This is a genomic window from Streptococcus mitis (assembly GCF_002096925.1).
Classification (GTDB): domain Bacteria; phylum Bacillota; class Bacilli; order Lactobacillales; family Streptococcaceae; genus Streptococcus; species Streptococcus mitis_AF.
Genome location: NZ_NCVN01000081.1, coordinates 37,671 through 62,522 on the forward strand (window position 1 = coordinate 37,671; position 24,852 = coordinate 62,522).

Below are 24,852 nucleotides of genomic sequence, written 5' to 3' on the forward strand. Positions count from 1 at the left end.
TACTTTAATTGCTAGAGGAGCTGCTAGGGCTAGTTTTCTTCTCAGATGAAGGTTTGCTTTCAGAAGGCTTTTCTTGTGAACTAGGACTAGAACTAGTAGATGCATTAGAGCTAGAATCACTTGTTAATAGCTGACTTCGGCTATCCCAGTATTTCTTATATTCACTCTCCAAAGTATTCAGTTTACTTTCACGATCTTTCCCTGACAACTTACCATCTTCCCGAACCTGCTTGATTTCCTGAGTCAAAGCATAGAGAATCAAGTCACTGTCGTTAATCCGTTTGGCAATATCAAGTGCCTCTTCAAAGCGATTGCGCCCAACTTGAATCCAATAAGTCAAATAAAGCTCATCAGACTTGAGGGTTACATTATTCAGGATGACCTTCTTTTGTTCAGAAGAAAATTCCAATCCCTGAATATAAGAGAAGGCTAACTCATACTTCTGCGTATTAGGCAAGCTAGCAGGAGCAATTCCCTCTAATTCTGTAATAACTGCGCTATAATCTACTTTAATAAAAGCTGTATCCGCCTGCAACATCTTTTCTTTGAAAGGATTTTGCATGAAAATCAAATAGATAAGCGGAACGATCAACAAAACAACACTCGCTGTCAACCAAATCGTTGCCAATTTAAACACTCGGTGTCGTCTGCTTGGAACCAATACCAAATCCGCCTGTTCTTTCGCAGATTTCTCTACATAATACCGTTCCAAAATAGTAACTGCTGTTGCAATATCTTCTGCCTGACACAGGTCATTTAAAAAGTCTGGTAAGGTCTCTAATTCCAAGGAACCATTGTAAAGGTCCATAAAGTCAAAATCACTAAATAGTGTTACGGTAAAACACTTAGCCTGACGTAGAAAATCTTCTGAGGATAGTGATTGAGGAACCATCAGACCAGGAATGCCACGATAAGCAATCTTAGCCTGAGCATCTTTGGTAATAAAGAGATTTACTGGATGCAAAAGGAAGGTCACTGGCAACTCCAAGGCTCCTTCTAGACGAAAAATGTTTAGGGCCAAACGAATTCTCTCCGAAATGGTACGACTCTTTATTTCTTCATAAGTCAGTCCATGAGCTTCGACTTGATAGGAGAAGGTTACACTGTCCTCATCAGAGACCATCGATTGCTCCAAAAAGAACGGATGATGCAAATCCAACAGTAACAGTTCCCGTAAATCTTGACTCGCTACATCTGAACGCTTGAGGCTCAATTTCCAAGTTGTTTCATTTTTTTCATATACAAACGGCTGTTCGCCAAATATAAATTTTTCCTCAGTCACCTAAATCTCCTCTATCTCTACTAAATCTCCTGTCGTCATTGGATAATCAGATAGTTGTTTTCCTTCATCAATCAATAATCCTTTGTTGACAATTCTAAGTTGATATTTTTTTCTCTGTTTACCTGGAGTAAAAATCGTATCCACTTCTCGGATTAACCGTCGCACTTCAATCCGACTAGGAATGCGAATATCCACATCTTTTTCTCTCAAGCGTAGAGTAATATTGATATGTTGCTCCACTGTTTATATACCTCCTGTATATGATTTTGTTCTTACTAAATTGTTAAGACGGACCTGCTAAAACATTATTCTATCCCTTCGGCCATAAGGCGATAACTCATCACAGCTGTAGCTACGAAAAGCAATAAAAACAATGATACATAGGCTAACTCCGGAAGAAAATCACTCAAACCATCTTTTTCTAACTGACCAATATTTGTTTGAAATTTAGATGTTATTTTTGAATTTGGCTGAAACAACTGCTCTACAGGAGATTTTTTCACTGGATCCTCTATAGCAGAAAACAGTTGGCCCCCTTCTGTGATCAACTGTTCCTCTTGATACTGTTGCACTTCTTGCAATTTCTTTTGAATCGCTTCGTTAAAAAGCTCCTTGGTTTGTTCAGATTGTAGACCAAAGTTAAGTCCCTCTTTTTTCTCAAGTCGAGAATCATCAATCTGTAAACGATTATCCTTCAAATCATCTGCAGCAGCCATTGAGACTGCTGCACATGCTACTAAGGTAAGAAGTAAAAGAATTATTTTTTTCATTTCCTATTCTTTCTCAGTTTGAAATACTTGAGGCCAAAAGCTTCTTTCTTTGATAAAAATATTCATAACAAGTAATCCAGCTACGACAATCGTCATTGCAACAAATGCTAAAATATTTGCTGGTTGTCCATCAAAATATCCTGAAAGGAAAGCTTCTAATATTGATAAAGCATTAAGATTTTTGATGAAGGCTGGGAAACCTGTTAGACTGGCCGTCGTCCCAATTGCATTTGATAGATACACAAAGCTAATCATCATAAAGAAGGCAAGACCCATTCCAATCACTCGGAAATGTTTAAGTAATAAATACTGCCCTTGAATCAGTACCAAAGCAGCTAAAACAATTAGCAATACCCATGACGGTTGATATTCACGACCAACGTGAAGTTGAGCACTCGATACAATACCAACGACTAGACCAACTATTATAGCTAAAATAGATAGTAAGCCAACTGTCATAATATCTGTATCATGCAACTTGTCTAGCTTAAATTTATCTTTGACCTTACGAACAATATTTTGCGTTGCAAATAAATAGCCTGTAAAGAGACTAACAATTTCAAGTAAGAGAATCCATGTAAATGGACGATAAACGTTGACAGTCGCTTTTACCGAGGTAGAATTTTGAACAACAGGGTTTGATAAGAAGTTAAGCAATACTTCGTTTGGCACCCCATTGTCATAGGCGTTATTCAGAACTTTCACGAAGGACTCTACAAAGTTACCATTGTTAGACAATTCTTCATTGAACTGTGTCATCAAAGATTCCGCATCCTGCGACAACTTTTCAGTACTTCTTTGAGCGTTTGATAATTCACGATTGAAATTTCCTAAAGTTTCATTGACAGATTCAGCGGCCTTAACATTACTTTGAGAAGAATCCTTCACAACCGTAGTTTCTGATAAGATAGCTGCATAATCAGTATTTAGAGTTGCCAATTGATCATCAGTATTTTTAAAAGCAGTATTTCCTCCGTTCTGTTCCTCTTCCAATTTCTCTAGTTTCTCTTTTAACTGTTTGTACTTCTCAAATTGGTCCTTTATTTTGGTATCCAATTCTTGGTTGGTAGTCAAAACACCCTGAACATTTTTTTCTAGAATAGGCTTCAAATCAGTCAGTTTAGCTAAGGCTTTATCTACCTTATCCTTAGCACCATCTGTATCTGTATCGCTAGCAGGTTTAGTTAGGCTTTCTTCGTATTTCTTCAGATTTGAACTAATAGCTTCCAACCAAATATTTGACAAAGCATCTGTTACATCACTATTTCGTAACTCATTGACAGTTTTGTATGCTTGTGTGAGTGCTTCTACCTTTTGGTAGGCAGAAGCTATTTTCTGAACCTTTTGTCCGTAAGTCACTGCTGCTTGCTGAACGTCTAAGACATCTATGGGAGCACTGACTGCTTGAACATCATTCAAGGAAATATCAACAGTCTCTGGCTCCGCTTTTAGAGTTGGGCTTGGAGCCCCAGTTGAACTTGGAGTTGGAGTTGGAGCTGCCTCTGCAAGACTATAGGCTACTTTGAAAGTCCCACCAGTCTTCATATCAATCTCTTGACCTAAGGCAACTGGTGTGCCATCATAAGTGACCGAATGAACCGTCACTCCTGTTCCAGCCTTCCATGATACCTTAGCCTTTGTTCCTGTTCGTCCAACAGCACTTGTACTAGTAATTGCTTTATTTTCCAGATTCTTCAAGTCCGCCAAAGAAATCTCGTCGCTAGGCTCTTTAATCTTTTTTAAATCTGTATAGTTTACAGAAGGAATTGTGATTGGTGTCATACCAAAACCACTAAATTCTTTTCCACTAAAATCTTCTTTTGGTAATTCTGAGATTGCAGAAACCAGCTGCTCTTTGAGATATTCTTCAGCCTTCTCTAGGTCCTTGTTTGCAGCTTTATCCAAAAATTGACCAAGAGTGATTGTCTTCTTACTTGTCCCATAGTAAGTGGCTAATTTTTCATCAATAAAGTTATGAATATCCTTTTTATGATTTTCAAACTTCGTTCTTTCATTTGTTAGATTGGTCTGTAAACTATCAATCTCTTTGCTGATGTCTTTTGCGACTGTTTTATAGGAAGGTCCAACTTCTGGTGACGTGCCATCAGAGGATGCTGCTGTTCCATCTATATTAGCAGTCAGACTACCTTGAGCTTCAATTAATTTCTGATAATTCTTAACTTGCTCCTGAACGTCTTCCCGACTCTTAGAGATGAGCTCAGTGATAACATCCGCATGGTTTTTCTTCTCAGTGTCCCTATTCTTAAGCAGAGTACCAAACTTTTCACCATAGGCAATCTTTGAATCATCGAAACGAGCAAAAATCTGAGAATAACTTTCCAAACCTGTCTTTAAGACACCGTTTGCATCAACTGAAGAACTAGACATACTGTAAAGAGTCGGGAAAATATTTTTAGAGTTAATTGCTATTCCATATAAGTTTGTACGGTAGTTTCCGATATTAGTTGCTTGTATCTGTGAACTAGCTTGCACATTTTTTTGCGCCGTATAAAGATTGCTCAAAATGCTCGCCATATACATGTCAACTAATTGACCATTTAAATCAGCAATAATGTCTTTCGCTAGTTTATTTGCATCATTTTCCACCTGCAAATTTCCTTGGGCATTGACCTTATAATTGATAGTCGTCTTATCAACATTAATCTTATTAATATCTAATACTTTTTCAGAAAAATCACTTGGGATGGTTAGTACGAGCTGGTATTTCCCACTTTCTAATCCGGTATCTGCTGCTCCACGAGGCACAACAAACCAATTTTGAGAATTATCCCGCTCGATGTTTTTTACATAACTAGCCCCCAAATTATACTCTTTTGTATCGACATAGACAGGCTTATCTTCATTTACAATAGCCACATTTAATTTGGTCTGCTGATTTACTTTCGCGTTATTCTCATTGTTAATTGTCGTATTCTTTTGAACAGAAAGATTCAAAAAAACCATCATCAAGAGCAACAATAGGGCTAGCAAACTACTCCCTACATATTTATATATTCTATTCTTCTTCATTTGCCTTTTAATCATCTCCATTAAAAAAAATAGGAAGGCTCTCGCCCTCCTAAAGCCACTTATAACAAATTAATGAATTTGTGATGCAAGTTCTTGGTCGTTTTGCTCAACAATTTCAGCAACTTTATACAATTGCGCATTGATTGCATCAAGTAAAGCTGCAAACTCTTCAATTTTTGGAGATAATTCTGTAAACTGTTGATCAAAGCTCTGAAAAGCAGCACCTTTCCAGTTCTCTCTAATAATCTCTTGTTCGTTACTCAATGTGCGAAGTACTTCTCTTACTTCTTCAGCACCATTAGTATATTTTTGAGCAGAAGTACGTAGTTCCTCTGTCGTTAATTGAATTAAAGCCATATTAAACTCCTTTAAGTTATTTTATAAATTTATTATATCAACAAATGTCACAAATTACAAGTGCTTACACCATTTTTTACTAATAAATTATCAAAAAAATCCTCTTGTATTAGATTAAGGGTCTATTCGTTAAAAATCCTTTTCCTCTAACTTTCGATAAAAGTTTTTATTCTCTTGGTGTCGAGCTTCCAGTACATTCTCTATACGATTCTTATAAAGTTGATGATAGCTATCTAAATTGTTCTCTATCTCAAAGATATATGGTTGAATTTCAGCAAAACTACTATCTCTACATGCATAGGAAAGCGCCTCTAGGAGATGATCCGTCTCCCTACTAAACTTGTGGAAATCATCATCCAAATCCATCTCCAAACGTTCTAAGTCTCGTAATTTACGATTATGTTCATCCTCTAGTTTCTGAAGTCCCTTTTTATCCATAACCAGTTTTCTCCTAGCTCTTGATCGGACTCTGTAAAGTAGGTGTTTGCAAGGTCTGTGTCAAGTAAGTTTCTGCAGCATCTGCAGCCTTTCCCTCAAATCCACCCTTAATATTGTTCACATAGGTCTTAGAAGCGTACTCTTGCATATCTGTGGCTGCTTCCTGCAACTTTTTAGCTAACTCAGCTCCTTTAGCAAGGATTGACAACTCTTTTGCAGTTACCAAGGCCCTGACTGCTTGGCGTTCTTGTTCCCTCATTCTTTCTTTGAAGGCTCTGTCGAGTTGCTCTCTTGTAATTAAAGTATCCTCATCCGTTAGGACTACCATTTTTTCCCCTCCATGTTTGCTTTACATCCGCCAATAGATTATTAAAATCTTCAGCACTATCTCTATCTATGGTCTCAAAGGAGCCACTAGCTTTGACCAAGCTTTCCCCCAGTTGCTGGATTTGTGTCAGGAAGGATGTTGCTGCTGTCTTCGTGTCACTAGCAACGCCTTCATCCCAAAAGCTTGTTGTATCAAAACCAGAAAGCAGATTCGTAACTTCTGAGCTTGACAAATATCCAACCATGTCAAACGCTGTTGACCTTGTCTCCTTTACTATATTTTGAATGTCTTCCTTAGCGTCTGAAAGTAAGGTTTTAACAGATTTAACTTTGTCTTCCATGTCAAAATTTGCTAACTGGGCTGCTGTCTGAAGCAACTGAGCTCGAACCAAAATCCTCTTTTCTCCTGTAAGATTGCCATTTCTCAGTTGTTCCTGGTAACGAGGAATAGCTTCTCGATCCCATTTTATAGATTCCTGACGTGCTTCTTCTACGATTTTACTATACTCTGTTGTATAATTCTTGTAAACTGCATAACCGATAGCCATCTTTGTTAGAGCCTCACCCCTCATAATGGCATTCAAAATATTTGAGGCTACATTATCATCAACTCCTAAAGACCTGAGAGAATCTAAAGATGTCGCAATCAGTCGAGACAGCTTTTCACCTGCCCTGAGCAATTCTGGGTGAAAATCCTCAGACGCGGTCAACAAATTTCCCTTTCCATCCGATTGGAAAACACCAAAGTCATGGGAGCTTTCGGGATCAGTAATCTGAGTATAATGCAAGGGGACGAGGACATTGACTTTACCGACGGGTTTCTTAAGGGGTTCATCGGAGTCACCAGGTAATTTGGTAATGGTGTGTTCTCGATTAAGCATCCCCACGATATCAAAAGGATTGACATAGTACTCAATTTTTTCGCTAATCTTTTTGATTTTCTCATCGCTGAGGCCCATTTCCTTTAAGCTCTTTGTCGTGTCTGGACCGTCAAAGAGGACCACTTTGCCGATTTTCTCCAGTTCCTCATCACTGAGGCCAGCTACTCCTTGGGCAGAGACTATGGTCCCTAGAGAGTGACCTGTGATGTCCATCGTAGCTTGCGGAGCTTTTTCACGCATCTCTGCGATTTTAGCTTTCATACCTGCCGTCGCTAACTTGGCTTGCGGGGTATGGATGTGGTTGAGGGCAAACTTGGCATCGTTGTCTATCCAATCGTTCCAATTTTCATAACTAATGGCATCACTTCCGCGGATAGCCATATAGGTTTTCGTGGTATCATTAGTCAAGGTTGGTGTATCCGTTAAGTAGTAGGCATTGAAACCAGCTTTCTCATCCGTTAAAAGCCCTTTTTGATAGAGCTTGATAGGAGGCTCTTCTTGGTGAACCCCTCCGCCAGGATCACCAACTTGGAGTTTTATCTTATCTTCCACAGTATGTAAATCAGGATCTGGCTGTAGGTAAACCTTACCATCATGAGAAAGGTGTTTACCTCCGGGAGTGATTTCCCATTCTTTTTTATCTTTGTTATAAATTTTAGTATCTTGAGAGAAATCAAATTCTAGAGAATCTCCATTATCTAACAATTTTCTAATATCTTTCAATTGAGACTCATAGGGAAATCTAACCGGTCTCCCCAGATAAGCTGACTGTGCTAAATTCGCATAAAAATTATCAAAGGTTTTTAAATTACTATTAGTCAAAAATCCTTCCTCCTACTCGCAATGGACTGCCTTGCATCATAGTATCAAAAGCAACCCGTCCATCCTCGATTTCAAAAATAACTTGCCAAGTTGAACCCTCTATACTATTAAAACCTCCTCCAACTATTACAACATTACCTCCACCTTGTGGAGTTCCATTTCCAACTTTTTCCCACTTAGTTTCATCCCAATCAATCTGAACCGATTCTACTTTAGGATTCAAAGATTTTACAAAATCTTTAATCTCTTCTTCATGCTCCTTCAGATAAGCCAACTGCTTAGCCCGTGGGCTCAGAGCTATTCCTCCAAATAGATTTGTTTCCTGTGCCATCCATGCTCCTCCTCCGAATACTACAAGGGCTAAAACCAGCCAAAGTAAGGTACGTTTTTTCATGATTATCCTCCTTAAACGTGGATTCTAAACCTATTATATCATGAATGTAAAAAAAAATACTTATAATAAGTATAGTTGTTTATTCTAGATTATCCAGGTAATTTGGCAATGGTGTTTTCTCGATTAAGCATCCCCACGATATCAAAAGGATTGACATAATACTCGATCTTTTCGCTAATCTTTTTGATTTTCTCATCGCTGAGGCCCATTTCCTTTAAGCTCTTTGTCGTGTCTGGACCGTCAAAGAGAACGACTTTGCCGATTTTCTCAAGTTCCTCATCGCTAAGTCCAGCTACTCCTTGCGCAGAGACTATGGTCCCTAGGGAGTGACCTGTGATATCCATCGTGGCATTTGGAGCTTTTTCACGCATCTCTGCGATTTTAGCTTTCATACCTGCCGTCGCTAACTTGGCTTGCGGGGTATGGATGTGGTTGAGGGCAAACTTCGCATCGTTGTCTATCCAGTCGTTCCAATTTTCTTTACTGATGGCATCACTTCCGCGGATAGCCATATAGGTTTTCTTGGTATCATTAGTCAAGGTTGGCGTATCCGTTAAGTAGTAGGCACTGAAACCAGCTTCATCATCCGTTAACAATCCTTTTTGATAACGTTTGTGATGAATATCCTGCCTCATCCCATTCGCATCAGGAACTGGTACCGATGTGACTTTATAAGTATCTCGCAAATCAGGATCTGGTTGCAAGTAAACCCTACCATTATGAGGAAGATTTTTACCCCCAGGGATGATTTTACCATCGTCATCTATATCTTGTGAATAATCTATTAAAGTCCAGTTTACAGCATTATTATAGCGTGATAAAGTATTTGGCCTCCCTCTATAAGCCGACTGTGCTAAATCCGCATAAAAGTTGTTATAATCTTTTAAATTACTATCAGTCATACTTATCCCAACCTCCATTTTTTAACACTCTAGGGGGATTATACATGCCAATCCGTTCTATTGAAGGTACATCATTTTTAGTTTTTAATCGAAAATCTATTGTAAAGTCAGAATCCTTTATATAATTAAAAGAACCCTTCACTGATAGATTATAACCTCCACCTTGTGGAGTTCCATTCCCTATCTGTTCAACAGTTAAACTATTCCAATCCATCTGAACTGATTCAATCTTTGAATTTTTAGACTTTACGAATTTTACAATCTCCTCTTCATGCTCCTTCAAATAAGCCAACTGCTTAGCCCGTGGGCTCAGAGTTATTCCTCCAAATAGATTTGTTTCTTGTGCCATCCATGCGCCTCCTCCAAATACTACAAGAGCTAAAACTAACCAAAGCAAAATACGTTTTTTCATCTCTTTCCTCCTATATAGCGGAATCTAAGTATATTATATCATGAATGTAAAAAAATACTTATATTAAGTATAGTTGTTCATTATAGATTACCCAGGTAATTTGGCAATGGTGTGTTCTCGATTAAGCATCCCCACGATATCAAAAGGATTGACATAATACTCGATCTTTTCGCTAATCTTTTTGATTTTCTCATCGCTGAGGCCCATTTCCTTTAAGCTCTTTGTCGTGTCTGGACCGTCAAAGAGGACCACTTTGCCGATTTTCTTCAGTTCTTCATCAGTGAGGCCAGCTATCCCTTGCGCAGAGACAATGGTTCCTAGGGAGTGACCTGTGATGTCCATCGTAGCAAGTGGAGCTTTTTCACGCATCTCAGCGATTTTAGCTTTCATTCCTGCCGTCGCTAACTTGGCTTGCGGGGTATGGATGTGATTGAGGGCAAACTTCGCATCGTTGTCTATCCAGTCGTTCCAATTTTCATAACTAATGGCATCACTTCCGCGGATAGCCATATAGGTTTTCGTAGTATCTTTCCCTAAGTTTGGCGTGTCCGTTAAGTAGTAGGCATTGAAACCAGCTTTCTCATCCGTTAAAAGCCCTTTTTGATAGAGCTTGATAGGATGCTCTTCTTGGTGAACCCCTCCGCCAGGATCACCAACTTGGAGTTTTATCGTATCTTCCACAGTATGTAACTCAGGATCCGGCTGCAAGTAGACTTTCCCATCATGAGGAAGTTTTTTGCCTCCTTTAGTGATTTCCAACTTCTTCGTAATCTTATTATAAAACTCCGCATCCTTAGAAAAATCAAATTCAAGAGATTGACCCGAGTCTAACACATCCCTATCGTATTTCTTTTGAGACTCATAAGGAAATTTAACCGGTCTCCCCAGATAAGCTGACTGTGCTAAATTCGCATAAAAATTATCAAAGGTTTTTAAATTACTATTAGTCAAAAATCCTTCCCCCCACTCGTAAATAATTGGCTAAAGCCATTGAATTAGGAATAATTTTATCATTCTCAATATCAAAAGTAACATTCCAAGAGGAGGACTCAATATGATTAAAACTTCCATATACATTTACAATTTCCCCTCCCCCTTGAGGGGTTCCATTCCCAACCTTTTCCCACCTAGTTTCATCCCAATCAACCTGAACAGATTCAATCTTTGAATTTTTAGATTTTACAAACTCCTTAATCTCTTCTTCATGCTCCCTCAAATAAGCCAACTGCTTAGCTCGCGGACTAAGAAATACTCCTCCGAATAAATTTGTTTCTTGTGCCATCCATGCTCCTCCTCCAAAAATTACAAGTGCTAAAACTAACCAAAGTAAAGTACGTTTTTTCATGAATGTTCTCCTAAATAAGCTGACTGTGCTAAATTCGCATAAAAATTATCAAAGGTTTTTAAATTACTGTTACTCATAAAGATCCCTTAAATTTCCTTTCAAAATTCTTATTGGTTGCATTTGAATAATAACAAGTTTCTCAGGGATTTCATTTAAATTACGTTTTAGTGGAAAACCTAATGTAAATTTAGTATCCTTATTATTATTGATTCTACCGTTCACTGTCATCATATAACCTCCGCCTTGAGGAGTTCCATTTCCTACCTGACCAACTTCCATACTATCCCAATCAAACTGAACACTTTCAACTTTAGAATTCCAAGATTTAACAAAATTCGCCATATCTTCTTCATGCTCCTTCAAATAAGCCAACTGCTTGGCTCGCGGACTAAGAAAGACTCCTCCAAATAAATTTGTTTTCTGTGCCATCCATGCGCCTCCTCCAAAAATTACAAGGGCTAAAACTAACCAAAGCAAAGTACGTTTTTTCATGAATATTCTCCTATAACATGTGAATATAGCCATATTATATCATGAATGTAAAAAATTTTTTATCATGAACCGCCCCTCAAAGCTTAACCAAAAATCTAACGCTCTCAATATCTGTACTTTATCAGTATTTTATTTGAAAAAAATTTTCTATAAAATTCCTTTTACACTATCTTTCCAATAATTCCTATAATAGGAATCAAAGAAAAACCTACAAGATCTGATTCTAAGGTGCTATCCCATCTTTTTCATTCATTTAGACTAACTGCAATTGAATTACATCTTATTGCTTCTTTTTTCATCTAGTTTAACACTCTAGAATTAGCTTCAAGGCATGTTCCTAACATATAAAAAAGCCCTGTCCCAAGACAAGGCTTTGAGCTTCTTCACTTTGCCGATTGCAGGGTTTGAACCTGTGACCTAGGCTTTACGAGTGCCTTACTCTACCAACTGAGCTAAATCGGCGATTACACTTACAGTATAGCACTCTGAGAATAGGTGTCAAGAAATTTTCATCTCTATTAAAAAAAGCCTGTCCTGAGACAAGGCTTTGATATTCTATTATTTACGAACCTGCACTTTCGTAGGCATCCAAGCCCCTATCCCAGAGTTTAAGGGAAATGACAAAGAAAACAAGGGAAATCAACATCAAACCTCCGATGTTAAAGATTACATCCTTGTCCTGCAAGAAATAGCTAGCAGGATAGTAGGCCGTAAAGGCAAATGGCACGATAAAGCTAATCAACCATCGAAGGAGCGAATTGTAAATCGAAATCGGATACTTAGCAAAATCATTAAACATATAGAAAATGTAAATCATTGCTCCTGACTGCTTGGTCCAAAAAGCGATGCTGGCTGTCGCGATTTTCAAGGAAGTATAAATCAAGGTCGCAAATGGTATGCAGACTAGGAAAATCAGGAATTTTGGAATAGTCCAAGCAATGCTAGATACCGTTGTCGCTAGTAGGATCCCACCAACCAAGAGTTCGCCCAAAGCATCAATCTGAAAAGTCTCAACTAGAATATGAAAGAGAGGATTGATAGGACGAGTCAGATACTTGTCAAACTCTCCCTTTCTCACCAAGCGTTGTCCCAATGCCCAGAGATTATCAAAAAAGAGATGGTCCAAGCCCTTGGGAATCAATGAAAAACCATAGATAAAGGCAATTTCTTGGAAGGACCAGCCTTCTAGGGATGGGATGTGTTGAAAGATGACATTGAGAAACAAGAGGTTCAAGCCTTGGGTCAGAAAAACTCCCAGGACACCAACTACAAAATCCACCTTGTATTCCATGATTTGCTTGATGTATTGTCTGATAAAAATCAGATGCATGCGTTGATATTTTTTCATACTAACCTCCTTGAATGGTGATAAAGGACTGGACTCGTTTCCAAATCAACTGAGACAAGCCCACCATCACTAAGAGCCAGAAAAACTGCAAAGCGAGCGCCTGAAGAATCTGATTGGCATCATATTTCCCAACGATAATCATGACCGGAGTGTAAATCAAGGATGAAAAAGGCAGGAAGGACAGAATATCTGAAACAACCTTTGGAAAGAAAGCCAAGGGAATCAAACTTCCAGACATAAAAGCCACTATGGAAGTCTTAAGTAGGTTGGAACCCCAAAGATTTTTAAACACAAAGGCAGAAAATCCAAAGCAGATATTAAAGAAAAAGTTAATCAGATAGGCCAGCGTTAAGCTAAAAAGATAAAGGACAGTTAATCCCAGCACTTCTACAATCCCTTGCCCAGATAAGATTTTCATCAAAACAATGACACTTAAAAATGGAAGGCCAACAGAGATAAAAATCAACCACTTGGACCCAAGCTCAGTGAAAAGATAGGAGGCTGCAAAATGCACTGGTCTCAACAATCGCATGATAATGGAACCATCCTTGACTTCCTCCCCAATCATAAAGGACGAATCTGACCTAGTCAGAAGATTTGTCACAAAACTCATGATGATGTAGAGAGTAATATCTGCCATACTGAAGCCCTGAATCAAAGACTCTTGCGAGGAATCAAAGACAGCCTTCCAGAGATAAAAGGCCACAAAAGCACCCATGACATCGCCAATCCGATAGAGAATGAAGTTAACTCGATAGGTGATCAATTCCTGAACACCTGCATTTATAAAGGGTTTATAACGTCTCCACAATTTGACCATCTTAGAGCTCCTTTCGATAGAAGCGACGGATAATATCCTCGATATCCGTATCCACCATCTTCAAATCGCGGATTTCAAAATCAGACAGGGTTTGCTTGATAATGTCAGCTGACTGGTAGCGAGAACTATCGAATTCAATATTAAGGCTATTTCCTTGTCTATCAATTGTCATATCCAAAAAGCCTTCATAGTGAGAAACGAGATGACTTTGACCTGGTAGCAGTTCAAAGGAGAGCGTCTTCATCTTGCCAAAGGTCTCCTTGAGCTGGCTAACCGTTCCATCAAAAATTTCCTGCCCCTTGTCAATCATAAAAATCCGATCACAGAGTTGCTCAATGTCGCTCAGGTCGTGAGTGGTCAAGAGAATGGTAGTCTCTTCCTCCTGATTGATCTGGGTAATGGCGCGACGAATGTTGTCCTTGACCGAAACATCCAAACCAATAGTCGGCTCATCTAAAAAGAGAACCTTGGGATTGTGAAGCAAGGAAGCTGCAATGTCCGCCCGCATGCGCTGTCCCAATGAAAGAGTCCGCACAGGATCCTTGATAAAGTCCTTCAAATCCAAGACTTCATTCAAAAAATCCATGCGCTTATGAAAGAGCGAGTCTGGCACATCGTAAATCTCTTTTAAGACTGTGTAGGTCTCTTGCAGTGCCAAATCCCACCACAGCTGGGTACGTTGTCCAAAAACCACCCCAATATCTTTGACATAATCTTGGCGATTATCCTGGGGAATCTTGCCGTTAATTCGACAAAAACCAGATGTTGGTTTCAAAATCCCTGTCAGCATTTTAATGGTTGTCGACTTCCCAGCACCATTAGCCCCGATAAATCCTAAAATTTGTCCTTTTGGGACCTCAAAGGTCAAATCCTTGACCGCTTCAAAGGTCTGCTTTTCAGGATGAATAAAGGAGCGCAATGCCCCCCTCAAGCCCGGTTCCTTCACTGTCTTCACAAAATTTTTCTGAAGATGTTCCACTTCTATCATTGCCATATCTATCTCCCTATCGTAAGAAACAACATTGTATTTTTGACTACAAATATTCTAAATCCTTACTTTCTACACCTTCTACATTTTATTACTACGGAAGGCTTTATACCAACCTATTATAGTCTAATAAAAACTAGAATGCAAGCGTTTGCTTAAAGTTTATGACATTAGAGATTTCTCTCTTAAAATAATACTTTTAAATCAAAAATTCTGGTTTCATCGTTTCCTTAAAACACACAAAAACCTGCCCAGAAGGGTAGGGTAGATATAAAGTAAAATATTTCTAATTTAGTATGTTAAAACCCATAAAAATCTAAAAACCTAAACGTTCTGGATCCCAATTACCATAATCATCGTATCCAAATCCATCAGGATCCATCGCATCAATACCACATTGTTCTAGAAATCTTGAACAGTCATGACAGTAGCAATCTTCATATCTTTCATCACTAGCTTCCCAATCAATTTCTTTTTTTGTAAACTGTTGTAAGCACTCTCTACATTCGTATAGTTTTGCCATAATATTACCTCTTTTTAATTTTCATTAAAATTTTCAATGTAGTCAATTATTTTTAATTTCATCGATTTTGTAATAGGATATTTTTTAACCAATTCAATAGCCTCTTCCTTAGAAGATGTTTTAAGATGTTCTTTAAGAACAAGCTTTGTAACTTCTTCATAACCTAACTCCGCTATCTTATCGGCTAATAAACCAATAGTTGCTAAAAGAACTATTCCTCCTATCATTCCAAAAGGTCCAAGTGCAGCTAAAGCTGCTGTCAATGCTGCCCCACCTGCTAATCCTGTCGCACTCATTGCTATCATTAGTACTACATCAGGTAAACCAAAAGCTGCTATTTTTTTTACAAGTTCATCCATTGTAACACTCCTTTACTTTATATAAAATTAACTTGCTTTAATTGAACAAACAATTATATATGCATTAACTATTCCAATTCTATATTTTTTGTTCAGTATTTTTGCACATTCTAAGACACTTAAGTCTCCAGATTCTATGAAATCTATTTCTGGTCCTTTATTGTTTATCAAAAAGTCCGTAAACTTTTTTGTAATTATGTTCTTTCTAACCAATAGAAAGATACACAAAGAAACTAACAATAAAATAAATACCAATTGAATATCCATAAAAACACACCTCTTAATTTTTTTAAAATAGTTTTACTATAATTATCTAAATTAAATTCTACTTCTCCTCTTATTTAGTTAAATATAGTATAGTACAATATTTTTAAGTTGTCAATTATTTTATACAAATATTTTGTTTTTGTCAACGTAAACTATTTTATCGTAGACAACTATTTAAATTATATTTTATTTTTGTTATAATAGAAATAGAAAATTATAGGTAAGAAGATATGTTAAAAGAAAAATATCCATCAACTGAAGATACAAGATTAATTCTACAAAATAACCTAAAAGCTATTAGAGAGATTTTGAATTGGACAAGTTCAGATCTCGGAAACCTTATAGGAGTGACTAAACAAACCATTAGCAATCTTGAAACTCAAAATAGTAGGTTAACAAAACTCCACTATATTGCATTACGTACCGTAATAGATTTTGAAATTGAAAATTTAAAAACGACAGATCAAGACAGATCTGATAGAGCAGAAATGTTGCTAAATTTGTTTGATGAATCAGAAAAATATGCAGCGTCTGAAAATAAATCATTAGATTTTGAACAAATTAGTGAAGCATCTTCATTAATTGCAACCACATCTACTGTCAAAAATGCTGCTACAGTCATAGGCTCACTTGCTGCAATTATTGGGGCACCAGTTGTTGCAGCCTTAATGAACTCAAAAGATAAGAAATAATATTTATTTTGAAAAAATAAAACAATAAGCAAAAGACGATCAATCATCTAATCGTTTTTCGCTTATTTTTATTTATATAATAATAAATTTTTGTTTAATCAAAAAACCCACCCAATGGGCAGGTTTCATCTGTATTATTCAGCTAGATTATGCTTTACCTTCTGAACCGAATACGTCGATACGTTCTTCAACTGATGCTTGGATAGCTTTTACACCGTCAGCCAAGAATTTACGTGGGTCGAAGAGTTTTTTCTTGTCGTATTCTGCTTCGTTTGCTTCGTAATCACGAGCAAATTTACGAGTTGCGTTAGCGAATGCGATTTGGCATTCAGTGTTAACGTTAACTTTGGCAACACCAAGTTTGATAGCTGCTTGGATTTGCTCATCAGGAATACCTGATCCACCGTGCAATACGATTGGGAAGCCTGGAAGAGCTTCTGTCAATTTTTGCAAGTGGTCAAGGTCAAGACCTTCCCAGTTTGCTGGGTAAGGACCGTGGATGTTACCGATACCAGCTGCCAAGAAGTCGATACCAGTTGCAACCATTGCTTTAGCGTCTTCGATTGGAGCCAATTCACCTTTACCGATGATTCCGTCTTCTTCACCACCGATAGTACCAACTTCAGCTTCTACTGAGATACCTTTAGCGTGTGCTTTTTCAACAACTTCTTTAGCCAATTTAAGGTTTTCTTCAACTGGAAGGTGTGAACCGTCAAACATGATTGAAGTGTAACCAACTTCGATACACTCAAGTGCATCTTCGTAGTGACCGTGGTCAAGGTGGATAGCTACTGGTACAGTGATACCCATTGATTCAACAAGGTTAGCGATCAAGTTGCGAGCAACTTTGTAACCACCCATGTATTTAGCAGCACCCATTGAAGTTTGGATCAAAACTGGAGCTTTTTTAGCTTCTGCTGCACGCAAGATAGCTTGAGTCCACTCAAGGTTGTTTGTGTTAAATCCACCAACTGCATAACCGTTGTCACGAGCTGCTTGGACAAATTTTTCTGCTGAAACGATTGCCATTTTATCAGGCCTCCTGTATATTTTTATGGGTCATCCCATTTACATTGTTCATTTTATCACTTTTTGACAAAAAAATCTAGTTTTTCCCGCAGTTTCGATTGAATTTCTTCTAGCTTCATCTATGTAAACCCTTTCTATCCCTAGTCTTGGGCGACTTTTGGAAAGGCTATGAAGAAGGTTAAACGATTCTCCTTCATCTCAAAACGATAAGGTAATTTTTCATGTTCCAATAGACTCTTGACCACAAAGAGCCCCATCCCAGACCCTTTGGCCTTGCGACTAGCATTGTCAGAAAAAGACTGGGCCAGTTTTTCTTGTTCCTCAGGACTACAGTTATTCTCGATAAAGAGTTCTCCTTCTCTCTCCCCGATGCGGACCAAGCCACCTAGAGTGGAGTGCTTGATGGCATTGCTGATGAGATTAGATAGGATCAACTTCATAACTGATGGGTTTAGATAAGCCTGCTGATGTGTCAAACTATTGTCTATCTGGAGCTCTCTATCCTTAGCTAGCAAGGCATAATCCTTAACGAGACTTTGCGTCATCTGGTGTAAGTCAATTTGTTCCCTATCATCTCGCAACTCCTGCACAGACGAGAGAGAAAGTATCTGGAGAACGTGGTGATTGAGCTCATCCACAATCCCCAAGGCAACTCCCAAATAGTGGTCTCTATCCTTATAACGACCGATATTTTCTTTCATGTTTTCGATTAGGATTTTGAGACTAGCCAGAGGGGTTTTCAGCTCATGAGAGGCCCCTCGTAGGAATTCGACCTTCATCTTTTCCAGCTGGAGAATAGCTTCATTCTTGTCATGCAAGTCCGCAATAACAGTCAAAAGATGTTGGTAGAGGCTATTGATTTGTTCTTTGAGATCACCGATCTCATCCTTGGAATCCACGCGCAATCGCACTTGGGCATCCAAATCCATCATCCGTCGAGTCACCCGCTTGATTTCCAAAATCGGGGCCACAATGGTCCGAGCATAGATGTAGGACACCAAGAGGGAAATTAGAAAGGATGCCAGCAGGGTATAGGGAAGAAATTGGAGACTGATTTGCTCTGCTTCCTTTTGCAAATCCATGGACGCTAAAAACTGGAGAGTCATGGTACCACCGTCTTGCGTTGTCACCTCGCGCTCCTCAATAAAGAGAGAGGTGGTTTGGCGATCTGTGTCTAGAGGAAGGCTGTCCTTGATTTCTAACTTGTCCTCGGTCATCTCGCCCTTAACGGCCCCCTTGATATCACTAGTCTGAGAATACAAGTCTAACACTTTCTCGATGCTCTGCCTATCCTTACCTTCTAGGGACTGGGCAATGGCTGTCGCTTTCTGGCCAATGGTTTCCTGACGATGACTCAGATAAGTCGAAGGAAAAAGAAAATAAATAGCTAAATGAAGACAAATAACCAGAACACTAAAAATCGAGAAGGTGTAGATAAATATCTTTGTAAATAAACCTGTTCGTTTCATTTTCGCTCCAATTTATAACCAACATTGCGCACAGTGAGGATGCAATCCAAGTCTAGCTTTTTCCGTAGTTCCTTGATATAAACATCAATGACACGGTCAAAGGGAACCTCATCTGTCGCTTTCCATACGGCATCGATTATCTGAGATCGAGTCAAGGCTCGTCCTTCGTTTTTCACCAGATAGTCCAAAATTTCCAACTCTTTAGCATTAACAGCCACTTCCTCTCCTGCTAGGCTTGCACTATAGCTCTCAAAGTCCACCTTGGTATCCTTATAAGAGAAGACTCGTCCCGTATCATAATAGCGCTTGAAAATCGCGTCTACCCTCACTTTTAAGAGGGAGAGGGAGAAGGGTTTTTCCAGATAACCATCTGCTAGCGAAGCAAAGGCACTCATCTTGTATTCCTCATCCTGAAAGGCTGTTAACATCAAAACAGGAACCTGGCTGGTTTTGCGAATCTCAGCTAGAACTTCCAGGCCATTGAGCTTGGGCATCTGGATATCCAGTAAAACCAAGGCTACTTCATAGCTGGAAAATTTTTCTAAGGCTTCTTGCCCATCTGCCGCCTCAATGGTTTCATAGCCACAATCCGTCAAATAATCACTGACCCCCTCACGGATCATCTCTTCATCTTCTACAATTAAAATTTTCATAGAAAAAACGTTTCACATTCCTTTAAATTTCTTGTAAAGCAACTTGCTTTCATCCTGATAAACAGAGGATTTACCAAGACAAAACAGATAAAAATGCTACCTATATTATACCCCATTTAGGGGAGAATAGGTAGCAAGTTTGTTATTCGCTATCCAGCAAGAGTTCTTTTGGTTGTTTTCTAAGGAGATTGCTTGAGGCAAGCGCCATAACGAGAACCACTAGAACCAAGGCAAGGACAAAGACGATGATAAAGTCTGATGTCTGAATAGAAATATCTAGGCTCGACAAGGTCTTACTAAAGCCATCTACTTCTGCACCACCACCAAGGTTAGAGGCTTGAGCAGCCTTGCTGGCTTGCTTGGCAACACCTGAAGTGACATTGGCAAGAACAGTATTTCCGATTGCACGCGCTGTGTAAGTAGCTAAGAAGTAAGCAGAAACAAGAGCAGGGATGGCAATCAAGATGGATTCGGTGATAAATTGACCCAAGATGCTTGCCTGCTTGAGACCGATAGAGAGGAGAATACCCACTTCCTTGCGACGGGCATTGATCCAAAGGCTGAGTAAGAGGGCAAGGAGAAGAACTGAGAAGCTCAAGCTACCCCAGAAGAGGAGGTTGGCCATCTTGTACATACCAGAGATGGATTGCTCAAGAGCTGGGTAGTTAGATGAGCTCTTAACGAGTGTATAGCTCTTCCAGTTGATACCACTGATGCCATTCAACTCTTTCATAACATCATCCAAGTTCTTGTCCGCTGTTACAAAGAAGGTTGCGTCCCCATAAATTGCAGTTTCTTCTGTGTATCCATAAAGTTTTGCAGCAGTGTGAATGTCTGTGATAGCTGTATTTTCATAGAGTTCTTGTGAGTAGGTTACTGCTGACTTATTATGACCATCAAAGAGTCCCTTGATTGTCACTTCGACTGTTTCCTTGGCTCCTTTTTCATTGTCTGCATCGTAGATATTGGAGTCTAGTTTGACCTTGTCCCCTACTTTCCAGCCGTGTTTGGCTGCCAAGTCCTTGTGCAGGAGGATCTTGTCCTTGTCGTCGTTTGTTAAGTGCTCTCCTTCGACCAGCTTATAAGAACCAGAGACAAACTTGTCTTCTTTAGAGGAGTCATTGACACCTGTAATCATTAAGCTACTTCCAAAATGTTTGGCACGGTCAGGAGTCAGATTTTTCTTGGTTTCTGGTGTTTCGATGAGTTCATAGCCAGTCAAATCTCCGATAGCGTTAATGCGTTTCACATAAGACTCAATGGCCTTGTTTTCGGTGATTTTTTTGATGTCTTCACCCTTAATATTCCCAGCACCACGAGGCGTTCCTTGATTGACGCGACGATTGATTTGCATGGAGAAGCTGTTGGTGATATTTTTAAAGGTCTCCTGAGAAGCCTTGGCAGTAGCTCCCTTGATCGACAAGCCGACCAAACTCAAGCTCGCCATGAGGAGAATAATCAGGAAGATGACAATCGATTTGAAAAACTTCCTTGTAACGTAGGCAAATGCGTTGTGTAACATAGGTTCCCTTTCTAGATTTTATTCTATTTTATAGTTCGAACAGAAAAAGCTCGTATTATTTCGTAGTATCGCGAGTTTCAGTCAGTTTCTTGTCCTTCAACTCAAGTGTAATATCTGACGCTTGTGCCACTTCTTTACTGTGGGTGACGACAATCACACATTTACCTGTTTTCTGGGCAAGTGATTTGAGCAGTTCGACAATATCTCCAGCAGTTTTAGGGTCCAGATTTCCCGTTGGCTCATCCGCTAGAATAACTGGAGCTTCTGAGACCAAACTACGAGCAATGGCAACACGTTGCTGTTGACCACCTGATAACTGGAGAACATTCCGCTTAATCTGACTTTCATCCAAACCAAGTTCAAGAAGTGTATCCTTGCTTGCTTTTTTGTTGACCAAGCGGATATTTTCCAGTGGAGAAAGATAATCTATCAAGTTATAATTTTGAAAGACCAGGGAAATATGGTGCATACGATGGTAAGAATAGCCCTTCTTACGAATGTCCTCTCCTTGAAAAAGGATAGAACCTTCAACCGGACTATCTAGACCAGCAAGTAGGGACAAGAGTGTGGATTTTCCTGCTCCTGACTCACCAATAATACTGTAAAATTTCCCGGGTTCAAAATTATAATTGATCTGATATAGGACTGCTTCAGCAGTGTTCTTATAACGGTAGGTAACATCTTGTAATTGTAATAAAGTCATGATTTCTCCTTCTTAACTAATAGATGATAAAATTTCTTTCGGCGATTTTCTAAATAAGAATAGGAAACAAAGGGCTACAGATAAACAACTAAGCAGAACTAGAAAAACATAGGATTCTGCAAAAGATAGGATGCTGGTTGATAGACTGCTTGCTTTGGCTAGCGTGTCTTGTAAGACTGCCTGATCTCCACTTGCTAGGACAGTTTGGAGCAGGTAGGATGTGATTGCGTTTCCTGTAGCAAATGCTGGAAGCAAAGCACCAATAGATACCAGAACTACCTCTAAACAGAATTGTAGGAAGATCGAGCTCTTGCCTTTTCCAAGTGCCAGTAAAATCCCCACTTCGTAGACCCTTTCTCTCAACCAGAGAGACAAAACAAGAATTAAGGCCCCTGCTCCAGCTATCAACATCCCATAAAGGAAGATGGTTAGGAAGGTTTGGAAGGTTGCAACTGAGTCTTTGATTTGTTCAAAAGCCTTGTTTTCCTTTTCGACTTGATAGCCTTGATTTCCCAAGGCCAAGTTTTCTACCTGCTTCATGAGTCCGTCCATTTCCTTAGGATTTTCTACATAAAAGCGCGCTGCACTGACTAGAGATTCACCATTTCCCAAAAGGCTTTGGCTACTTTCATAGTCTGTAAAGACTTGGTTTTCACTGAAGTCAGAAGACAAACCTGTAAATTTCTCTTGTTTTTTACCAGAGAAGATTCCGACGATTTCAAACTCGACAGTTTGTCCTTTGCCAGCTTCTGACTGTCCAGCATCCAAGCTAATCTTGTCATGAAGCGAAAGACCGTTCTTCTTGGCCAACTCTTCGTGGATGAGAATTTTCTTGGAATCTCCTTTTTGAAGGTGTCGCCCTTCTTTTAGGTTGAAAGCCGAGCTGGTAAAGGTCACATCCTTAGACGAATCCTCAAGAGCTGTTAAGCTAACCAAGTTCTTGTCCTCAGCTGACAAATCATCACGCTCCACGCTCTGCTCGCCACTCACCGCTTCCTTGTCTTTTAGTTTTGCAATCGTCTCCAGTTCAGGAGAGACATTTTCCAGTCCCTTAATCTTGCTTACAGATGCTAGGTCTGACATCTTGAAAGTCTGACCATTTTCTATCTTTTCAATAGAAAAAGATGTGTTGAGTGATTTGTAAAGATTGGTTTCAACTGTTTTGTTGGACTTCATCAGAGTCAAACAGGCTGAAATTCCAGCCAATAGAACCAATAAAATCAGAAATAAAATAAAACTTCTCAGTCGTTTTCTGCTGACATAAGCCCAAGCTCTTTGGATTGGATTCATTCGTCACCTCCATATTTGTAATACTATTATAAAATCCAAATATGAAATGTTTATGAAATACAAAAAAAGAGCAAAAATTTTTTGCTCTACTTGAATTAGATAAAAAGAGAGCTAGCCTAAGCTAACTCTTATCCTATGCGGAGAGAGGGACTTGAACCCTCACGACCTAAAGCGGTCACAGGATCCTTAGTCCTGCGCGTCTGCCAATTCCGCCATCCCCGCGTTGATTACTTTACTAGTATATCAACTTTTAGGATGCTTGTCAACACTTTTTTTCAATTTTTTTCATTTCATCAACCAAATTACTCAGAAAGTTCATTTAGATTTTCATCTACTAACTTAGCTCCGAGTGTATTTTTGAAATGACCTAGGGCAAATTGATGATTTTCAGGCCAGATGGAAGCAACAGCTGGTTTAACAATCTCGATGTCATATCCTAGATTATAGGCATCTATGGCTGTATGCAGGACACAGATATCCGTCAAGACTCCGGTTAAAATAACTGTAGAAATTCGACGCTCTCTCAAACGGATATCCAGGTCAGTCCCTGAAAAAGCTGAGTAATGGCGTTTATCCATCCAAAAGACACGACTGTCTGAACCATGCTCTTGATAAAAGGTCCCCAAATCTCCGTATAAATTGCGTCCACTAGTCCCAATCAAATTGTGAGGAGGAAATAGCTTGCTTTCTGGATGGAAACAATCGTTTTCTTCATGAGCATCAATAGTAAAGAAGATGTAGTCTCCTCGTTCAAAAGCTAGTCGAGTTACCTTGCTGATGGCATCCGAAATCGCCTGAGCTGGAGCGCCTGCTGTCAATTTTCCACTATCAGCAACAAAATCTTCTGTATAATCAATCGAAATCAAAGCCTTAGTCATTAGTAATCTCTTTTCTTCACTTCTTCAAAAATATCTGAAATCAAGACCTTAAGATAGGTTCCCTTCATTCCAAGTGAGCGACTTTCAATAATTCCCGCAGACTCAAGTTTACGAAGAGCATTGACAATCACAGAACGGGTAATACCGATACGGTCTGCAATCACAGACGCAGTCAACTGCCCTTCATTTCCATTTAATTCCCCTAAAATTGCTGAAACAGCACGGAGTTCGGAGTAAGACAGAGTATTAACCGCCATGGTAACAGCAGTACGGCGACGGATATTTTTCTCATCTTCTTCACGCTGGAAGTTGAGGAGTTGAATCCCAACAACGGTACTCGCAATCTCAACAAGAATCAAGTCCTCGTCTTCGAATTTTTTATCATTGCGCCAAATAATCAAAGAACCAAGGCGAATCCCTGATACATGAATCGGTGCAATAGTCGTCAAACCGTCTGGAAAGTCGGCACGACTTTCCACAGGAAAAATACTCAAATCATGATCAACTGTCAGATTGGCTTCTGTATCGTAGATCATGTTCGCACCTTGAATGTAGTCATCTGGGAAAATCTTAGTTTGGAAGAACTGCTCTACACGATCTGTATTGGTTTTGTAACGCATGAAATAACCAAGGAGACGTCCCTTGCTATTAACGATACAGGCGTTACAGTCAATAATATCTGCCAATTGACGGGTAATCGCATTGTAGGGGAGTTCTTCCTGCAACTGCTCCTCTGAGCGCTTCAGGATAGAAGTAATTTTTCTAGTTTTTTCTAATAAATGTGCCATTTTTCACCTCGAATTTAATCGCTATCATTATAACATAAACAGCTTGAATTTTCAATTATTATCTGAAAATT

General features: G+C 39.1%; 26 protein-coding genes, 2 tRNA genes and 2 pseudogenes. 1 reads left to right on the forward strand and 29 read right to left on the reverse strand.

Going from position 1 to position 24,852, the window contains the following annotated elements; all coding sequences use genetic code 11:
• Positions 1-4 precede the first annotated feature (4 nt).
• The 20 genes and pseudogenes from essB to B7692_RS08580 all read right to left on the reverse strand — a co-directional run bounded on the left by essB (position 5) and on the right by B7692_RS08580 (position 15,490).
• The gene (gene essB / locus B7692_RS08480) at positions 5-1,282 is read right to left on the reverse strand and encodes a type VII secretion protein EssB (protein ID WP_084888615.1); all 1,278 of its coding nucleotides are present in this window, start codon (positions 1,280-1,282) and stop codon (positions 5-7) included.
• Positions 1,283-1,522: an EsaB/YukD family protein gene (locus B7692_RS08485; protein ID WP_064276358.1), complete on the reverse strand. Its 240-nt coding sequence runs from the start codon at positions 1,520-1,522 to the stop codon at positions 1,283-1,285.
• A 65-nt stretch (positions 1,523-1,587) separates the two neighbouring features.
• A complete protein-coding gene (gene essA, locus B7692_RS08490) occupies positions 1,588-2,052 on the reverse strand; it encodes a type VII secretion protein EssA (protein WP_084888617.1) in 465 nt (154 codons plus the stop codon).
• A 3-nt stretch (positions 2,053-2,055) separates the two neighbouring features.
• The gene (esaA, locus tag B7692_RS08495) at positions 2,056-5,082 is read right to left on the reverse strand and encodes a type VII secretion protein EsaA (protein ID WP_084930478.1); all 3,027 of its coding nucleotides are present in this window, start codon (positions 5,080-5,082) and stop codon (positions 2,056-2,058) included.
• Between the two features lie 69 nt (positions 5,083-5,151).
• Positions 5,152-5,439, reverse strand: a complete 288-nt coding sequence (locus B7692_RS08500; protein WP_020902061.1) for a WXG100 family type VII secretion target — start codon at positions 5,437-5,439, stop codon at positions 5,152-5,154.
• A gap of 129 nt (positions 5,440-5,568) precedes the next feature.
• Positions 5,569-5,877 carry a hypothetical protein gene (locus tag B7692_RS08505; protein ID WP_020902062.1) on the reverse strand — a complete coding sequence of 103 codons (309 nt, stop codon included), beginning with the start codon at positions 5,875-5,877 and terminating at the stop codon, positions 5,569-5,571.
• Positions 5,878-5,890: 13 nt separating this feature from the next.
• On the reverse strand, positions 5,891-6,205 hold the full coding sequence (locus B7692_RS08510) for a hypothetical protein (protein ID WP_084888621.1): 315 nt from the start codon (positions 6,203-6,205) through the stop codon (positions 5,891-5,893).
• Complete coding sequence (locus B7692_RS08515) at positions 6,186-7,907, reverse strand: cutinase family protein (RefSeq protein WP_084930433.1); 1,722 nt, start codon at positions 7,905-7,907, stop codon at positions 6,186-6,188. Before B7692_RS08515 ends, B7692_RS08510 begins: the two co-directional genes overlap by 20 nt.
• The gene (locus B7692_RS08520; RefSeq protein WP_084930434.1) at positions 7,900-8,301 is read right to left on the reverse strand and encodes a hypothetical protein; all 402 of its coding nucleotides are present in this window, start codon (positions 8,299-8,301) and stop codon (positions 7,900-7,902) included. Before B7692_RS08520 ends, B7692_RS08515 begins: the two co-directional genes overlap by 8 nt.
• Before the next feature lie 92 nt (positions 8,302-8,393).
• A pseudogene (locus B7692_RS08525) lies at positions 8,394-9,203 on the reverse strand (cutinase family protein); the annotation flags it as partial.
• A complete protein-coding gene (locus B7692_RS08530; protein WP_084930435.1) occupies positions 9,196-9,615 on the reverse strand; it encodes a hypothetical protein in 420 nt (139 codons plus the stop codon). The pseudogene B7692_RS08525 and the gene B7692_RS08530, both read right to left, overlap by 8 nt.
• Before the next feature lie 90 nt (positions 9,616-9,705).
• Positions 9,706-10,566 (reverse strand): annotated as a pseudogene (locus tag B7692_RS08535) (cutinase family protein); the annotation flags it as partial.
• Positions 10,559-10,960, reverse strand: coding sequence for a hypothetical protein (locus B7692_RS08540; protein ID WP_084930436.1), 402 nt, complete (start codon positions 10,958-10,960; stop codon positions 10,559-10,561). The pseudogene B7692_RS08535 and the gene B7692_RS08540, both read right to left, overlap by 8 nt.
• A gap of 69 nt (positions 10,961-11,029) precedes the next feature.
• A complete protein-coding gene (locus tag B7692_RS08545; protein ID WP_084930437.1) occupies positions 11,030-11,452 on the reverse strand; it encodes a hypothetical protein in 423 nt (140 codons plus the stop codon).
• 389 nt (positions 11,453-11,841) lie between these two features.
• Positions 11,842-11,914: transfer RNA gene (locus tag B7692_RS08550), tRNA-Thr, on the reverse strand.
• A gap of 100 nt (positions 11,915-12,014) precedes the next feature.
• A complete protein-coding gene (locus B7692_RS08555; RefSeq protein WP_084930438.1) occupies positions 12,015-12,800 on the reverse strand; it encodes an ABC transporter permease in 786 nt (261 codons plus the stop codon).
• 1 nt (position 12,801) lies between these two features.
• Positions 12,802-13,620 carry an ABC transporter permease gene (locus B7692_RS08560; RefSeq protein ID WP_060628603.1) on the reverse strand — a complete coding sequence of 273 codons (819 nt, stop codon included), beginning with the start codon at positions 13,618-13,620 and terminating at the stop codon, positions 12,802-12,804.
• A 1-nt stretch (position 13,621) separates the two neighbouring features.
• Positions 13,622-14,614 (reverse strand): ABC transporter ATP-binding protein, encoded by a 993-nt coding sequence (locus B7692_RS08565; RefSeq protein ID WP_084930439.1) that lies wholly within the window; start codon positions 14,612-14,614, stop codon positions 13,622-13,624.
• Positions 14,615-14,924: 310 nt separating this feature from the next.
• On the reverse strand, positions 14,925-15,131 hold the full coding sequence (locus B7692_RS08575; RefSeq protein WP_084930441.1) for a hypothetical protein: 207 nt from the start codon (positions 15,129-15,131) through the stop codon (positions 14,925-14,927).
• Positions 15,132-15,145: 14 nt separating this feature from the next.
• Positions 15,146-15,490, reverse strand: coding sequence for a hypothetical protein (locus B7692_RS08580; protein ID WP_084930442.1), 345 nt, complete (start codon positions 15,488-15,490; stop codon positions 15,146-15,148).
• Positions 15,491-15,987: 497 nt separating this feature from the next.
• Between B7692_RS08580 and B7692_RS08590 the strand changes: the two genes are divergently transcribed.
• Complete coding sequence (locus tag B7692_RS08590; protein WP_084930444.1) at positions 15,988-16,449, forward strand: helix-turn-helix transcriptional regulator; 462 nt, start codon at positions 15,988-15,990, stop codon at positions 16,447-16,449.
• 147 nt (positions 16,450-16,596) lie between these two features.
• On the opposite strand, the gene B7692_RS08595 is transcribed toward B7692_RS08590, so the two are convergent.
• From B7692_RS08595 to codY, 9 genes are all read right to left on the reverse strand, one after another.
• Entirely contained in the window at positions 16,597-17,478 is an 882-nt protein-coding gene (locus B7692_RS08595) for a class II fructose-bisphosphate aldolase (protein ID WP_001018999.1), read from the reverse strand.
• A 140-nt stretch (positions 17,479-17,618) separates the two neighbouring features.
• Positions 17,619-18,947: a sensor histidine kinase VncS gene (vncS, locus tag B7692_RS08600; RefSeq protein WP_084930445.1), complete on the reverse strand. Its 1,329-nt coding sequence runs from the start codon at positions 18,945-18,947 to the stop codon at positions 17,619-17,621.
• Positions 18,944-19,600 (reverse strand): response regulator transcription factor VncR, encoded by a 657-nt coding sequence (vncR, locus tag B7692_RS08605; protein WP_084930446.1) that lies wholly within the window; start codon positions 19,598-19,600, stop codon positions 18,944-18,946. The genes vncS and vncR overlap by 4 nt, the downstream gene beginning before the upstream one ends.
• Before the next feature lie 142 nt (positions 19,601-19,742).
• A complete protein-coding gene (vex3, locus tag B7692_RS08610) occupies positions 19,743-21,122 on the reverse strand; it encodes an ABC transporter permease subunit Vex3 (protein ID WP_084930447.1) in 1,380 nt (459 codons plus the stop codon).
• A 55-nt stretch (positions 21,123-21,177) separates the two neighbouring features.
• Positions 21,178-21,825 carry an ABC transporter ATP-binding subunit Vex2 gene (vex2, locus tag B7692_RS08615; protein ID WP_060628608.1) on the reverse strand — a complete coding sequence of 216 codons (648 nt, stop codon included), beginning with the start codon at positions 21,823-21,825 and terminating at the stop codon, positions 21,178-21,180.
• 12 nt (positions 21,826-21,837) lie between these two features.
• Entirely contained in the window at positions 21,838-23,115 is a 1,278-nt protein-coding gene (locus B7692_RS08620; protein WP_084930448.1) for an ABC transporter permease, read from the reverse strand.
• A gap of 136 nt (positions 23,116-23,251) precedes the next feature.
• Positions 23,252-23,337: transfer RNA gene (locus tag B7692_RS08625), tRNA-Leu, on the reverse strand.
• A gap of 80 nt (positions 23,338-23,417) precedes the next feature.
• Positions 23,418-23,993, reverse strand: a complete 576-nt coding sequence (locus tag B7692_RS08630; RefSeq protein WP_004269841.1) for a cysteine hydrolase family protein — start codon at positions 23,991-23,993, stop codon at positions 23,418-23,420.
• On the reverse strand, positions 23,993-24,781 hold the full coding sequence (gene codY, locus B7692_RS08635) for a GTP-sensing pleiotropic transcriptional regulator CodY (protein WP_000940738.1): 789 nt from the start codon (positions 24,779-24,781) through the stop codon (positions 23,993-23,995). Before codY ends, B7692_RS08630 begins: the two co-directional genes overlap by 1 nt.
• Positions 24,782-24,852: the final 71 nt, after the last annotated feature.